Origin of the sequence: Halovenus amylolytica (assembly GCA_004015825.1) — an archaeon.
In the GTDB taxonomy this organism is placed as follows: domain Archaea; phylum Halobacteriota; class Halobacteria; order Halobacteriales; family Haloarculaceae; genus Halovenus; species Halovenus amylolytica.
Genome location: SAYS01000021.1, coordinates 1 through 13,835, shown reverse-complemented (window position 1 = coordinate 13,835; position 13,835 = coordinate 1). Strand labels below are relative to the sequence as shown.

At 62.1% G+C, this 13,835-nt stretch carries 17 protein-coding genes and 2 pseudogenes; 14 read left to right on the top strand and 5 right to left on the bottom strand.

All coding sequences use genetic code 11. The features are described 5' to 3' along the window. The first annotated feature begins 159 nt into the window (after positions 1-159). On the top strand, positions 160-1,308 hold the full coding sequence (locus EOW68_RS15565; RefSeq protein ID WP_128226148.1) for an inorganic phosphate transporter: 1,149 nt from the start codon (positions 160-162) through the stop codon (positions 1,306-1,308). A gap of 1 nt (position 1,309) precedes the next feature. On the opposite strand, the gene EOW68_RS15560 is transcribed toward EOW68_RS15565, so the two are convergent. Beyond that, positions 1,310-1,741 (bottom strand): universal stress protein, encoded by a 432-nt coding sequence (locus EOW68_RS15560; RefSeq protein ID WP_128226089.1) that lies wholly within the window; start codon positions 1,739-1,741, stop codon positions 1,310-1,312. An 83-nt stretch (positions 1,742-1,824) separates the two neighbouring features. On the opposite strand from EOW68_RS15560, the gene EOW68_RS15555 reads away from it, so the two are divergent. The 5 genes from EOW68_RS15555 (at position 1,825) to EOW68_RS15535 (ending at position 6,059) form a co-directional block, all read left to right on the top strand. After that, the gene (locus EOW68_RS15555; protein ID WP_128226088.1) at positions 1,825-2,775 is read left to right on the top strand and encodes a DUF5787 family protein; all 951 of its coding nucleotides are present in this window, start codon (positions 1,825-1,827) and stop codon (positions 2,773-2,775) included. A 59-nt stretch (positions 2,776-2,834) separates the two neighbouring features. Further along, positions 2,835-3,053, top strand: coding sequence for a hypothetical protein (locus EOW68_RS15550; RefSeq protein WP_128226087.1), 219 nt, complete (start codon positions 2,835-2,837; stop codon positions 3,051-3,053). 395 nt (positions 3,054-3,448) lie between these two features. After that, positions 3,449-5,047, top strand: coding sequence for a threonyl-tRNA synthetase editing domain-containing protein (locus EOW68_RS15545; protein WP_431358975.1), 1,599 nt, complete (start codon positions 3,449-3,451; stop codon positions 5,045-5,047). A gap of 88 nt (positions 5,048-5,135) precedes the next feature. Then, positions 5,136-5,567, top strand: a complete 432-nt coding sequence (locus EOW68_RS15540; RefSeq protein ID WP_128226085.1) for a universal stress protein — start codon at positions 5,136-5,138, stop codon at positions 5,565-5,567. A gap of 72 nt (positions 5,568-5,639) precedes the next feature. Further along, on the top strand, positions 5,640-6,059 hold the full coding sequence (locus EOW68_RS15535) for a ribbon-helix-helix domain-containing protein (protein ID WP_128226084.1): 420 nt from the start codon (positions 5,640-5,642) through the stop codon (positions 6,057-6,059). 40 nt (positions 6,060-6,099) lie between these two features. Here EOW68_RS15535 and EOW68_RS15530 read toward each other — a convergent pair whose 3' ends face one another. Beyond that, on the bottom strand, positions 6,100-6,819 hold the full coding sequence (locus tag EOW68_RS15530) for an SOS response-associated peptidase (RefSeq protein WP_128226083.1): 720 nt from the start codon (positions 6,817-6,819) through the stop codon (positions 6,100-6,102). 81 nt (positions 6,820-6,900) lie between these two features. Between EOW68_RS15530 and EOW68_RS15525 the strand changes: the two genes are divergently transcribed. Both EOW68_RS15525 and EOW68_RS15520 read left to right on the top strand, forming a co-directional pair. Continuing rightward, complete coding sequence (locus tag EOW68_RS15525) at positions 6,901-7,143, top strand: antitoxin VapB family protein (RefSeq protein ID WP_128226082.1); 243 nt, start codon at positions 6,901-6,903, stop codon at positions 7,141-7,143. After that, positions 7,140-7,535, top strand: coding sequence for a PIN domain-containing protein (locus tag EOW68_RS15520; protein WP_128226081.1), 396 nt, complete (start codon positions 7,140-7,142; stop codon positions 7,533-7,535). The genes EOW68_RS15525 and EOW68_RS15520 overlap by 4 nt, the downstream gene beginning before the upstream one ends. A gap of 31 nt (positions 7,536-7,566) precedes the next feature. On the opposite strand, the gene EOW68_RS15515 is transcribed toward EOW68_RS15520, so the two are convergent. Further along, the gene (locus EOW68_RS15515; protein WP_128226080.1) at positions 7,567-8,715 is read right to left on the bottom strand and encodes an ABC transporter substrate-binding protein; all 1,149 of its coding nucleotides are present in this window, start codon (positions 8,713-8,715) and stop codon (positions 7,567-7,569) included. A gap of 61 nt (positions 8,716-8,776) precedes the next feature. Here EOW68_RS15515 and btuC point away from each other — a divergent pair, with 61 nt between their 5' ends. From btuC to EOW68_RS15500, 4 genes and pseudogenes are all read left to right on the top strand, one after another. After that, positions 8,777-9,877 (top strand): vitamin B12 ABC transporter permease BtuC, encoded by a 1,101-nt coding sequence (btuC, locus tag EOW68_RS15510; protein ID WP_128226079.1) that lies wholly within the window; start codon positions 8,777-8,779, stop codon positions 9,875-9,877. Beyond that, a pseudogene (locus EOW68_RS19090) lies at positions 9,874-10,647 on the top strand (ABC transporter ATP-binding protein); the annotation flags it as partial. The gene btuC and the pseudogene EOW68_RS19090, both read left to right, overlap by 4 nt. 33 nt (positions 10,648-10,680) lie before the next feature. Beyond that, on the top strand, positions 10,681-11,136 hold the full coding sequence (locus tag EOW68_RS19085; RefSeq protein ID WP_489666325.1) for a hypothetical protein: 456 nt from the start codon (positions 10,681-10,683) through the stop codon (positions 11,134-11,136). A 57-nt stretch (positions 11,137-11,193) separates the two neighbouring features. Then, the gene (locus EOW68_RS15500) at positions 11,194-12,597 is read left to right on the top strand and encodes a heme o synthase (protein WP_128226077.1); all 1,404 of its coding nucleotides are present in this window, start codon (positions 11,194-11,196) and stop codon (positions 12,595-12,597) included. A 36-nt stretch (positions 12,598-12,633) separates the two neighbouring features. On the opposite strand, the gene EOW68_RS15495 is transcribed toward EOW68_RS15500, so the two are convergent. Both EOW68_RS15495 and EOW68_RS15490 read right to left on the bottom strand, forming a co-directional pair. Beyond that, entirely contained in the window at positions 12,634-12,927 is a 294-nt protein-coding gene (locus tag EOW68_RS15495) for a type II toxin-antitoxin system RelE family toxin (protein ID WP_128226076.1), read from the bottom strand. After that, complete coding sequence (locus EOW68_RS15490) at positions 12,920-13,114, bottom strand: hypothetical protein (protein WP_128226075.1); 195 nt, start codon at positions 13,112-13,114, stop codon at positions 12,920-12,922. Before EOW68_RS15490 ends, EOW68_RS15495 begins: the two co-directional genes overlap by 8 nt. Positions 13,115-13,253: 139 nt before the next feature. On the opposite strand from EOW68_RS15490, the gene EOW68_RS15485 reads away from it, so the two are divergent. Further along, positions 13,254-13,484 (top strand): Rdx family protein, encoded by a 231-nt coding sequence (locus EOW68_RS15485; RefSeq protein ID WP_128226074.1) that lies wholly within the window; start codon positions 13,254-13,256, stop codon positions 13,482-13,484. 228 nt (positions 13,485-13,712) lie between these two features. Next, positions 13,713-13,835, top strand: a pseudogene (locus EOW68_RS15480) (IS200/IS605 family transposase); the annotation flags it as partial.

Below are 13,835 nucleotides of genomic sequence, written 5' to 3'. Positions count from 1 at the left end.
GACATCTCTACTGGATTTCCCGGCGAGCAGCGGAACTGACGGCTGGAGAGGTCGGGGTATCGATTCCTGCTGTCTGCTGGCGTCAGGCTACCGGAGGGGCGTGCAGTGACGGTTACCTTCTGGATTCTCGTGGTCTTTGCGACGCTTGCCGGCCTCTTTATGGCCTGGGCACTGGGTGCGAACAGCAACTCGCCACCCTTCGCGCCTGCGATCGGTGCCAACGCCATCTCGACGATGCGCGCTGCATTCCTCATCGGTATCTTCGCCGCAGCGGGTGCACTCACCCAGGGTGGCGCGATCTCGGAAACTGTTGGCGCGGATCTCATCGGCGGTGTCACGATCACGCCGCTGGCAGCGAGTACAGGACTGCTCGTCGCGGCGTCGTTCATGATCTTCGGCGTCTACAGCGGCTATCCCGTCCCGGCGGCGTTCGCGACGACCGGCGCGCTGGTCGGCGTCGGACTCTCGCTGGGCGGCGATCCCGCGTTCGGCACCTACCAGCGGATCGGCACCTTCTGGCTGCTCGTCCCGCCGATGTCGGGCGGACTCGCCTACGTTACCGCAACTTTGCTCCGGCGTGAGGAGGTCCCGGAGACGGTCGGCGTCCCACTGCTTGCCGCGGTCGTAGGTGCCATTCTGGCGAACATCCGACTCGGTGTGATCCCCCATCCGGAGCGCGCACAGGGATCACTCGCCGAAGCCGCCTCGTTTGCGGTTGGCCGACCACTCGTCGCCGGTGTCGACGTGGTCGCAATCCTCGCCACGGTGGTGGTCGCCGCGGTCGGGTTCCGGTATATCCGCGCCAAGACGCAGGTCTCTGCAGAACAGGGGATTCGAACCTTCCTGCTGATTCTCGGGAGCGTGGTGGCCTTCTCCAGCGGTGGGAGTCAGGTCGGACTCGCGACGGGTCCACTCGAAAATCTCTACAGCGTCGAACTCGGCTTGCCGTCGATCATCCTGCTCGGAATCGGTGCACTCGGGATTCTCGCCGGTGCGTGGATGGGTGCCCCACGCCTCCTGCAGGCGACCTCCCGCGAGTACGCACAGCTCGGCGCCCGGCGGTCGATCGCTGCCCTCGTCCCTGGATTCATCATCGCACAGGTGGCGATCGCACTCGGGATTCCAATCTCTTTCAACAACATCATCATCTCCGGGGTGATCGGTGGCGGCCTCGCCGCGGGATCGGCGGGCGTCTCGCGGCGGAAAATCGGTGTTACTCTGGCCTTCTGGGTCATCACGCTGGTCATGTCGATCGCGATCGGGTTCGGACTCTACCGACTCCTGTCGACGGTACTCGGCATCCAGTGAGCTACCGGACGACGGTCACAGTCACCGGAGCGTCGCCGACGACAGCAGTCGCGACCGTCCCGAGCAGTCGGCGGACGATCCGGCCCTTGCCCCCGCCGTGGCCACCCATCACGACCTGATCGACATCGTGCTCGTCGACGAACGCGAGAATTGTCTCCGCTGGTTCGCCCGTTTCGACGACGACCTCGATCGTCTGGCCCGCTGTTTCGGTCTGCGTCTCGGCCCGGTCGATCACCTGTTCGGCGTGGACGCGTCCCGTCTCGATGCGTTCGTCACCCGCCTCTAGAACGCCGCCCTCACTCAGCGGTGCATCCAGCGGTGTCACGACGTTCAACACCGTCACGCGGCAGTCGAACACTGCGAGTGCGTGGGCGAGTGCCTTCTCGGCCAGCGGCGACCCGTCGAGTGGGACGAGCACGTGTGACGGCTGCATACTGCTACTGGGCGCGCAGGGCGTATATACCTTCCAGCCACGCCGACCGAGCAGTTTTGCGTCCCGGGCGCCAACCCCTCCCCGTGCGAGAGTTCGGGTTCGAACTGGCGCTGTGTGCACACCTCGAAGCCGAGGAGACGATTGTGAGCCGCCAGCTCGGGACGTCCTGTCACGGCAGCCGGGTAATGGATATCGTCTCGATCACGCCTGGCCCCGAGTTCGACGACCGCCGGGCGATCACCGCCGAGACGATTCCGCCGCTTGCGATCGAAAGCGATGTCGGCGCTGGCACTGCCACCTACTGGAAGCATGCCTTCGACTGCCACCCCGACCGTGCCCGGGATGTCGTCGATGCCGCTGTCGACTGCGGCTTCTTCGAGCGGGAACGGCACAAGAGTCGAACCCACGTCCGCCAGAGTGTTCGCTATCCTGACTGGTACGGCACCATCCGCGGTATCGAGAACAAACCCGATCTCGACCGCCCTGGCGATCTCGAAACACAGCTGTTGACCGATATCGAACTCGGCCTCCTCGACGAGGTCGTGCTGGCGACGAGTTCCTACGTCACGGGTGCACACCGCAACCGGATTCCCGATCCGGTCGGAATCTGGCGGTTCGATCCCGACAGTGGCGAGCGAACCGTCGTGCGCGAACCCAGCCGGCTGCCGGTCTCCGAGCCGGGAATCGAGATCACGTCGCGATCGAGTACACGGACCGAAATCGAAATCGCGACATCCGACGAGATCGAGCGCCAGCGACGCCGTGTCGCCGAACGCGCCTACGGCAAGGGCTGGCGGACCTACGATCTGCCACCGTGTGCACGGATCGATCCGGACGGGGCAGGACTACCCTACTGCCCCTGGAAGGAGCGACTGGTCCGCCCCGCCGAGGACTGTGGTGACTGTTGTGACGGCTACGAACCAGCCGACAGGCCGGCGGTCGATCCCGATACAGTCCGGGCAGAGCGGTCGGCCTGGGAGCCGGAGCCAGCCGGCCGAAGCCGAACACAGGGTAGCCTGGATAACTACGGATAAATCTCTCGTTACTCTGGGGACCATAAGGCCTATAATATCTACTCCCCGGACACCTACATATGGAGGCGTCCGGGGAACGCGGCGGGATCACGACGGTGGAATGTCCGGTCTGTCAGTCTGATCTCACGGTGTCGCTTCCTCGCGAATCGGAGATTCTGACACTGACGACGAACCCCGAAGATGTACCCGATTACAGCGAGAATGGCGCTGCACGCCCGCGAAACATCCAGATGCCCTGCAAGGACGGCCATCCGGTGACTGTCTTTTTCGACTGGTAGCACCGCACGACGACGCAGTTCGAACGTCGACGACTATATCTCGCAGCGTTCTACCGACTGGTCAACAGCTCCGGCACTCCTCTGCGCTGGCCGGAATCTGGTTGCCACAGCTCGGACAGCGTACGTACGATCGTGCGAGTTCGGTGTGCGATTCAATTACCGATTTTTTAGTTCGCTTGGGCATATACCTCACAAAGATCCACTCTGATAAATACTTTTTGGATAATCCGGTGTGTTTATCCGAAATAAGTTCGCGAATAATGTATAAATTTGCTCTGTTCTTCTTGTCTGCCGGTTTTAACCACTATTTTCCAAATGATCGTCCTATCTCAAATGACAGCTGCTCCCGTGGTGGTTCGGCACGCTTTTTCGGGTGCAGCCAGTGTCCAGAGCTAATGCGACTGCTCTGTGTCCACGCTGACGAGTTCGGGTTCGAGGCCCGCAATCCCGAGCCGGATATCGACACGACGAACGGTGAGACAGAGGGCAATCTTGAGAGTGCTGTCGTCGTCTTCGTCGCTGTCGAAGCCGGTGATTCCCGGCGCACAGAGACGACGACTCGGGAGACAGCACGCCGAATCGGCGACGTCACGGCGCAGCTGAACACGGACCGGATCGGAGTGGTTCCCTGCCGACAGCTCACTGACAGCCCTGCCGGCGGGGAACAGGTCGGCGCTGTCCTCGATCGGCTGACAGCTCATCTCGACCAGTTCACCGTTGTTCGGGTCCCGCTCGGCTGGGACATCGCCTTCGATATCCAGACGAAGGCCCATCCCCACGCAGTCCAACAGTACCGGATTGTCCCGACAGCGGACGCTGCGGACCGCGAGTGGCAGTGCTACAGCGATGGCACGTTCGGGGGTGTCGAACCCGACTCGGTCGACCCCGAGACGGCGACTGTTCTCGACTGGGAGCGTGGTGGGACGACGCCCGACGACCCCGAGTACGCGACGACAGGGACGGAGTTTGGACTGTTCGACGTCGGCGATGATGGAAGCGCATTTCTCCGTCCGCGCGGTGTTCTCGCCCGTGATCTCCTCGAAGCCCACGTTTCGGACTCGATAGCCGAGTACGGCGCAGTTCCCGTCGAGCGACTCGGGACTGGCGACCGGTCGGTGTTCCACCACTATTCCTGTTCGACAGCTGATCTCCCGGTCCGGCTGTTCGAAACTACCAGCGACCACCGCGAGCTGGTCGACGGGGACGGCTTGCTCCCGGCCAGCACGGTCCCAGCACTGTCTGCACTCGTCGCGGACCTGCCGGGGGCGTTCGCGGAGGCCTGCGAACAGGCCGCACTCGTCCATCGACTTCTGACCAGCCTTCACCTGTCCTACGAACCGGTCCTCCGTGTTCGGGGCGACTGTCTGGAGACACACGGGGAGCAGGTCACTGCGCTCGCTGCGATGTTCGGTCGACCTGTGCTGGTCGAACGCCGCCCGACGGCCGACTGGCTGGTCACACTCGATTTCCACACGCTCGCGGACGGCCAGCCGATCACGACGCCGACGGTGGTGATCGACGACAGTGGCGTCGAGGGACTCACTCTCGATGCGACAGATCCGATCGTCGTCCGCTCCCTGCCTGCCGGTGCAATCGAACGAACACTCGGAGCGGTGCTCGCCGCCAGTGATCAGCCACAGCTTCCGGTCTGGCTCGCTCCGGTCCAGTTCCGACTCGTTCCGATCGAACTCACAGACCATCTCGCGTACTGTGAGGAACTGGCCGAGCAGTTCGAAACAGCGGCTATCCGCGTCGATATCGACGACCGCGACATCCCGGTCCGCGACCGCCTCGCTGCCGCCGGTGCGGAGGGGGTTCCCTACTACACCGTGATCGGTGCCGACGAACTCGACTCTGACCGACTCGGTGTAATCGATCGAAACGCGGGCAGTGAACAGGATCGTACCCCCGCGGAACTTCAGGCGATGCTGACCGGTGAGAGTCGGGAACGCGGCATTGCGACTCGACTCCCACGGTACGTGAGCCACTACTGATTTCACCCACCGACAGGCCCAGCCCTATCGTGTAAAGTTGTCGGGGTATTGGGAAACCTACAAACCGCTGGTGGCCACACCTACGAGCATGTACGACCGAATACTGCTTCCGACCGACGGGAGTTCCGGGACGACAGACGCACTCGAACACGCGATAACGATCGCTGACGATCAGGATGCGACAGTACACGTACTCTATGTGCTGGACAAACGCCACTACATGGCAGCCAGCGACGATTCGACCGACGAGATCCGACGCTCGCTCGAAGAGGAGGCCGACCGCGCCATCGACGATGCACGTGTCCGCCTCGAAGAGGAAGGAATCGATATCGAAACGACGAAACTGGAAGGTGTCCCTCACAAGACGATCACGGACTACGCCTCCGAGGAGGGGATGGATCTGATCGTGATGGGCACCCACGGCAAGACCGGCCCCGAACGCCTCGCGAGTCTCGGCAGCACGACCGAACGGGTAGTGAAAAACGCCGACGAACCCGTTCTTGTCGTCGAGATTGGATAACTGGTTGAGGGTCGTCCGCCGATCGTCTGACGTAGTTTTAGGTAACCAACCCGCACAGAACTGGATAGAACAATGCCACGCCTGACGGTCACAATCAGTGAGGAACACGAACAGATTCTGGAAGAGAAGTCGGACGTCGGGGCGGCATACCGGTCGAAATCGGAGGTCGTCCGGGAGTGTATCGAATCCCACGACCGCGTCGAGGAACTCGCAAACCAGGTCTCCTGTCTCGAAGCCGAAGTCGAGATGCTCCGCGACCAGCGCGAGGAACTCAAAGAGAAGGCCGCCCGTGTCGAACAATTGGAGGACAAACTCTGGGATCTCCAGATGGAGTACCAGGAACTCATCCACGAACAGCAGTCCGGCGATGGCCCCCAGGTCGACGGGACACCCACAGAGCCGTCCGTCGACGACGAGATCCCGGTACAGCCCTCCGGTGTCGGAACACGCCTCAAATCCGCTATCTTCGGCGGTCCCGACAGCAACCGATAGCGTCCGATCACAACTGATCGCTGTCGACTCTCAGGCGTTGTTATTTCTCGATCGGTTCGACTAACTCCGGCCTGTCGTTTGCCGGATCGTTGACCGCCGTCGAGACCGGGTACGCTCGCATCTCGTCGTCGGGATACGGTCGCAACAGTTCCTGTGCCTCGTCTGTCGATCCGGTGAGCCACCGATCCGCATCCTCGTCGGCGAGAATGACGGCCATCCGGTGGTGTAACTCCCCGACGAGGTCGTTGGGCTCCGTCGTGATGATGGTGAACGTCTCGACGATCTCTGTCTCCGCAGTATTCTCGCCACTGGCGAAGGCGTCCAGCCCGGTCTGGGTCGTCGGGGGTCGCCACTGCGCCCACAGCCCGGCCATCAGAAAGGGCTCGTCGTCTGCGAGTCCGACTCTGTAGGGCTGTTTGCCGCCGTCCTCCTCGACCCACTCGTAGAAGCCATCCGCGGGGACGAGACAGCGTCCGGCGGCGAGATCACCACCCGTTTGCTCGAAGGCGTCCCGGAAACTCCGCTTCGATGCCAGCGTCTCCGCGCGGGCGTTGATGTGTCCTCCATCTGTTCGACTCTCGGCCCACTCGGGGATCAGTCCCCACTCCAGTCGACGCAGGCGGTCCGGCGCGTCGTCGGTGACGACCGGGAGCTCTTGTCCCGGGGCGGCGTTGTACGTCGGCTGGTACTCCTCGACAGCGACGTCGAATTTGCCGGCTAGCTTTTCGGCCGAGACGAACAGGCTGTAACGACCACACATGGCTGTATCTGGGTAGCCAGCAGAATAAATGCGGCTGATCTGGCCGAACGATTAACCATTGTCAACACCAACGTTGACGTAATGGCGACTGCCGACGAACAGATACGGGTCAGTGATCGAGTAAAGCAGGAACTCGACCGGCTACGCCGTGAGGGAGAGAGTTACAACGATGTTTTGGAGCGTGTGCTCGAAGACGAACGCGAGGGTGATTTTTACGATGGGTTCGGTCGGTGGTCAGACGAGCACGCTGATCGCATCCGTGAGCAACGACAGACAGCAAAAGAGAAGCGAAAAGAGCGAATGCGCGATCGATCGGACAGATGAGGGTGCTCGACACCTCGTTCGTGATCGACTATCTCGATGGTGACGAAGCGACAAAAACGTTTTACGAGGTACACGGTGGTGCTACCGAAAACTGGATTTTGCCGGTCCCTGCAGTTACCGAGGTACTCGTCGGGGAGGGGAACGTTCCCGGCGGTGACGTGGTCGGCACTCGGGAGGCTCTATCCTGGACAGAACCATACGCTGTCGATGAACAGTTGGCGGTTACTGCGGGACTGATCGCGGACGAAATTGTACCCAGCGGGCCGTTTCTCGACGGGCCAGACGCACTCATCGCGGCCGTCGGTCGAGAGCTCGACGCACCCGTCGTCTCGGCTGATCGCGATCTCACGCATCCGGAGACGAAAAAAGTGATCGACGTCGAAGGGTACTAACTCTCCGTCATTCAACTAGGACTGCCAGCTATCAGTCCCGTCGCGTAGCGACGACTGCCAGCGCGACGAGTGCCGCGATTGCTGCACCGGCTGTCAGTCCTGGGCCGGAGTCGTCAGCACCGCCGTCGTCTCCGCCGGTCGTCTCGTCGTCCATCGATTCGTTGCCGTCGTTATCCATCGTCCCGTCGTCAGTCTCGTTCTCGGCAGCCTGCCGTGCGTCTGCCATCGCTTCCGGGTGGAGTTCTTCCGCGATGTTTTCGAGCACGTCGACGTTTCGTGGCCCGTGCTGGCTGATGAGGTTCGCATCGACTTCGAGTACCCGGTCGTTCGCCAGAGCGGGCGTCTCGTCGTAACCCGAGAAATTCGAGAGCGTACCGCCGTGTGAGATCACCCACTCGGGCTGTTCACTGATGATGACCTCGGTGGAGATTTCGAGATAGCCTCGCGGAGCTTCGATGTCGGCGGCGATGTTCTCCGCACCGGCGGTCGTGACCACGTCGTGTTCGAGTGCGTTGCTGTTGACCGTGAACGGCCCACTCGGCTGATCGCCGAGGTCGTAGAAGACAGTCGGCTGCTCCTCGTCGGCGACTGCCTCCTCGACGAAGTTGATGCGCTCTTCGAGTTCGTCCGTTTTCTCCGTCGCAGCCTCGCACTCACCGACGAGCTGGCCAGTTCGCTCGACGGTCGTCAGCATCTTGCTGAGATTCCTCGCACGCTCGTATTTGTAGACTGTCTCACCGCTTTCGCGGAGTTCCGCGACTGCTTCGTCCGAGATGACGTTCGGTACCAGCACGAGATCAGCTTCCAGACCGACCACCTCCTCGTTAACTGGCTGGCCTAACTCGCCGACGACGTTCGTCCGCTCCTCGCTCCCGTTCAGATACGAGGTGAACTGGTTGACCGGCATCCCGACTACTTTTTCCTCGGCATCGATCTCCCAGAGATGCTGGGCCACGTTCGGTGCCAGCACGACAACCTCCTCGGGTTCATCCTCGATCGTCACCGTCTCACCGGTCGCATCCGTGAGTTCGATCGGGAACTCACAGTCGAGGTGTTCGTCGGCAACCGAGGTAGCTGTCCCATCGATCCCTGTCGGTGTCGCTCCTGCGCTGCCCACGGCGAGTGCCGGCCCTGCTGCCAGCACCACAACGAGCGCGACGAGTACTGTTTTGATTCGCATATCACCCGATGTGCGCTAATGCAACAAGTATTTGGCTAAAGAAAGTCGATTTGCGTTAACGATGCGGGTCCACTCCCGGCTGTTGCTGTGGTCGTCGGGGCTGTTCGCGGCACTGGTCTGTACGATCCTCGTCAGTGCCCGGATCGGCCCGGTCAGTATCGACACCTGGACCGTCGTCCGGGCGACGATCAACACGCTCGCCTATCCCTCCGGTGTGAGTCTCGAATCCACCCGCGCAGGCGTGCTGGGCCACGGGCTCGATCTGCCGGTTCCAGATCTCGCCTATACGCAGCCGTTCTCGCTGTCTGTCGACAGCTCCGATCAGGTTATCGTCCAGCAGCTCCGACTGCCGAGAATCCTGCTTGGCGCGATCGTCGGCTTCGCGCTGGCGACTGCGGGCGCGGTGATGCAGGGCTTTTTCCGGAATCCGATGGCCGATCCCTCGATCATCGGTGTCTCCTCCGGTGCGGCGGTCGGCGCGGTCGCGGTGATCGCGTTTCCGATCGCGATGCCCTTTGGACTCCAGACGGCCGCTTTCGTCGGGTCACTGATCGCTGCTTTCGGTGTCTATCTCATCGCGACGGAGGGAGGCCGAACACCGGTCGCGACCCTCCTTCTCGCTGGCATCGCCATCCAGACCTTCCTCGGTGCGGTCATCTCCTACATGCTCCTCTACACCGGGGATAATCTCGAAGAGGCGATTCTCTGGTTGATGGGTCACCTGCGCTGGAGCTCCTGGGGTGATGTCGAGGCGACGCTCCCACTGACTGTAATCGTGTTCGTCGTCCTGCTCGCGTACGCACGCGATCTCAACGTCATGCTCCTCGGCGAAGAGGATGCCCAGACCCTTGGAATCGACGTCGAGTGGACGAAGCGAATCCTGCTCGCAGGCGCGAGTATCATCACCGCTGCCGGCGTCGCAGTTGCCGGCATCATCGGCTTCGTCGGGCTGATCGTCCCACACATTATGCGCCTGCTCGTCGGGCCGGACCACCGGATTCTGATCCCCACCAGCGCGCTCGCCGGTGCAACCTTCCTCGTTGCTGCAGATACGCTCGCTCGCGCTGGCCCCGCCGAAGTGCCGGTCGGGATCGTTACCGCTGCGGTTGGCGCGCCGTTTTTCCTCTTCTTGCTCCGCAAACGCGAGGTGCACGCGTTATGAGTGGTGACCCCCACCCGGTCCGGGACGGGACCACGGTCACAGTCGAAAACCTCTCCCAGAGCTACGGCGACGTCTCCGTCCTCGACGGCGTCGATCTCACCGTCGAACCCGGCGAGTTCGTCGCGCTGGTCGGCCCCAACGGCGCTGGCAAGACGACGCTTCTCCGATCGATCAACGGTGTGCTCGATCCCGACGGGGGAACGGTCGCGCTCGACGGGACGCCCGTCGAGGAACTCTCCTCGAAGGCGGTCAGCCGGCAGGTCGCGACGGTCCCGCAGGACAGTCACGTCGGCTTCTCGTTTACGACGGAGCAGATCGTCGAGATGGGCCGAACCCCACACCAGTCGCGACTGGACTGGGGGACTGACAGCGAACCGATCGAACGTGCACTCGAACGGACCGAGACAGCCCAGTTCCGGGATCGAGCAGTCGACGACCTCTCCGGCGGTGAGCGCCAGCGTGTGCTGCTCGCCCGTGCACTCGCACAGGAACCGTCGGTGCTCGTCCTCGACGAACCGACCGCCAGCCTGGATATCAACCACCAGATCCGGGTGCTGGGGCTCGTTGCGGGTCTCGTCTCCGAGGGGAACACAGCGATCGCAGCCATCCACGATCTCGATCTCGCGGCGCGGTTCTGTGACAGACTGCTCCTTCTCTCGGATGGACACATCCGCGCTCGGGGTAGCCCCGAGTCGGTCCTGACCGACGACGCGCTGGCGACTGCCTTCGGAACGACGACGGCTGTTACGCGGAATCCAGCGACGGGGACTCCGACTGTCGCAGCCTTCGACGAGCGACCGAGTGTGGGGGGTCGCGTCCACGTCGTCGGTGGGGGTGTACCGGGACAGCGCGCGCTCCGGACGCTCTGGCAGGCCGGCTTCGATCTCTCGGCCGGTCCGCTCCCGGCGGGTGACAGGGCCGCGGAACTCGCCGCGGCGCTAGAGTGTCCGACCGTGACCGCGCCACCGTTCGAACCGGTCGACGAGGATCTCCGTGCTGAAGCGACAGCGTTCGCCCGCGAGGCCGACGTCATCGTCGTTACCGATGGTCCTGGCGGTGAAGCCCTGCCGGAAACAATCGATCACTCGGCGAGCATTCGGGCCGCGTTCGGCGGGCAGTCTGGTGTGGCCCGCCAGCGAGTTGCTGCGCTGGGTGACGGTGGCGGCCGACCGCCGGCTGGTGGGGCCGGCATCGACCGAACCGTGACTAGTGCCGAGACGCTGCTGGCTGCAGTCCGGAACTGTCTCGACTCGGGCTGAGATCGTCGTCCCGGAAAAGCGAGGCATCTAAGTACACTCCGTCAAAGTGATGTACATATGCGCCTCCGCAGGGCCCTCGAACGACCAACAGCCGCGCTCGCGGTCGCGACCGTCGCGGTGTATCTCCTCGTCGTCGTCGGAGCGACGGCATCGCTCGCGGACGCCGCAGAAGCCTGTTCCTCGTGGCCTGCCTGCTCGGGATCGCTGACCGAGCCCGCAGTGGCGATCGCCATCGGACACCGCGTCCTCGCAGCCCTCGCTGGACTCGCCGTACTGGCTGCGGTCGTAGTGATCTTCCGGAGTGAGACGCCACGCAGTGTGAAAGCCACCGGTGTGATTGCACTCGTTCTCTATCCGACTCAGATCGCGTTCGGTGCACTGCTCGCCACGGGAGTCGGTTCGCTGCCCGCCCCGGGACTGCATCTGGCAGTCGGGCTCACGATCTTCGCGACGCTGGTCGTCTCCCTCGCCTGGCAGCTCGAATACGAGACTGGCGGTGCCGACGAACCACTTACACAGGACGATGTCGAGCCGGTTTCGACCGACGACGACGCTGCCGAATCTCCGACACCGCTCGCCGACCGTCCGTTCGCCGAACGACTCAAACTCCGCAGCTTCGCGTACTTCCGGCTGATGAAACCACGCCTGATGTGGCTGCTCTGTCTCGTCGCCGCGGCAGCGATGGCGCTCGCCGCCGGCTCCACACTGGGTGTCCGGACGATCGTCTTCACACTCGGTGGTGGTGTGCTCGCGATCGGTGCCAGTGGCACCTTCAACCACGTCCTCGAACGCGAGAAAGACAAGAAAATGTCCCGGACGAACGACCGCCCGATCGCGACCCACCAGATCCCAGCCCGGAATGCTATGATCTTCGGGCTCGTCCTGACCGTGCTTTCGATCGGTGCCTTCCTGCAGCTGAATCCGCTGACGGCTGCGCTCGGGCTGACGGCGATCATCTTCTACAGCGTCATCTACACACTCCTGCTCAAGCCGAATACGGTTCAGAATACTGTCATCGGCGGGGCGGCTGGCTCGCTGCCGGCGCTGATCGGCTGGGCGGCGGTCACCGGCCGGATCGAGGTGGCTGGCGTCATGCTCGCGACGGTGATCTTCGTCTGGACGCCGGCGCATTTCTACAACCTCGCGCTTGCATACAAGGAGGATTACGCCCGCGGTGGCTTCCCGATGATGCCCGTCGTCCGCGGTGAGACGACCACGCGAAAGCACATTCTGCTCTGGATCGGGACGACGCTCGCGGCGACGACGGTGCTCATCTGGCTGACCCAGCTGGGCTGGGTCGCCGCCGTCTCGACGACGGCCCTGGGTACGGTGTTCCTCTGGGCTGCGATCAAACTCCACCGCGAGCAGACCGAACAGGCCGCGTTCCGCGCCTTCCACGCCTCGAACGCGTATCTCGGCGTCTTGCTCCTCGCGATCGTTGTCGATGCGCTTGCTTTCTGACTCCGTTCACAACCCGTTTCCGTCCTATCGCTGCTCTTAGAACCCGTATCGATCGTGTGCCTGGTCGATCGGAAGAATTTCCAGTACGCGGACCTCTTTCTCGTCCTCTAGTATCGTGTAAAAGGCAGTGTACGTCCGTGAAATATGTATCCGATAGCGGTCCCGACGGCCGTCGATGGGGAGTTTCTCCGTGTCACCGCGGCCACGACCAGGATACGGATCTGTGGCGAGATACCCGAGTTTCTCTTTGCAAACGCGCGTTGTCTTTTCGTCAGCTGTTTCGAGGAACGTACGTGCGTCGTCGCCCAGCAGTACCTCGTACTCAGACATCTTCGAGTGTCGTCAGATCGTCGGTGTCTGCCTCTTCAATGTCGCGAAAGCGGTTTTCGAGCTCTTTCCTGCGGCGTTGTTTCGCCAGTTCTCGGAGCAGTTCGTCGTATGTTTGTCCGGGTTCTTTTAGATCGTGGAGTTCTTTGTGAGTCTTTTCAGTGACTGGAATGCGTTTGTCTGCCGACATCTCTCTATCAGTTCTTACAGTACTATTAGTATTAACAGTATTGGTGGCTGTTTTTGATCGCTAGTACGCAACGTGACCGACTCCGAGATGCGCCCCCGTTGACCAAACTTCCTTGACGCTACTCCACAAACACCCCACTATGACAGACGTCAAAATCGAGTACTGTGTTCCCTGTGGCTTCCGCAACCGCGCCCTCGACGTCCAGAAAGCGATCCTCTCCGGGCTCGAAAACAAACTCGACACCATCTCACTCGTGATGGGCGACCACGGCGTCTTCCGCGTCCAGGTCGACGGCGACATAATCTACGACAAAGCCGAAGACGATCTCGACATCGACGAGATTGTCAGGGAGGTTCGAGCGTATACGTGACATCCTCCCCGCCTTGAAGGCGAGGCTTTCTCCTTGATAGAGATACGAGCGCATACCCCCGCCTTCCCGTGAGTGACGAGTGTTCCGACGCTCTGTCGGAACCGAGGAGCGAACAGGCGGGGGTCGAGCGGACAACATAGTGTGACAATCCACAATTCTATTGCAGGGCTGGATTTCCCACCGTTTCCCCAAGATATTTGCCATGACATGAAATAGTGTGTAGTACGGATGAAGACCACACGGCACGCAACCTACAACCTCAACTACCACATAGTGTGGCTCCCGAAGTCTCGCAGAACCGACGGTTCTGCGGATATCGCGGAACAGGGTTCCGCTCAATACCGCAAGGCG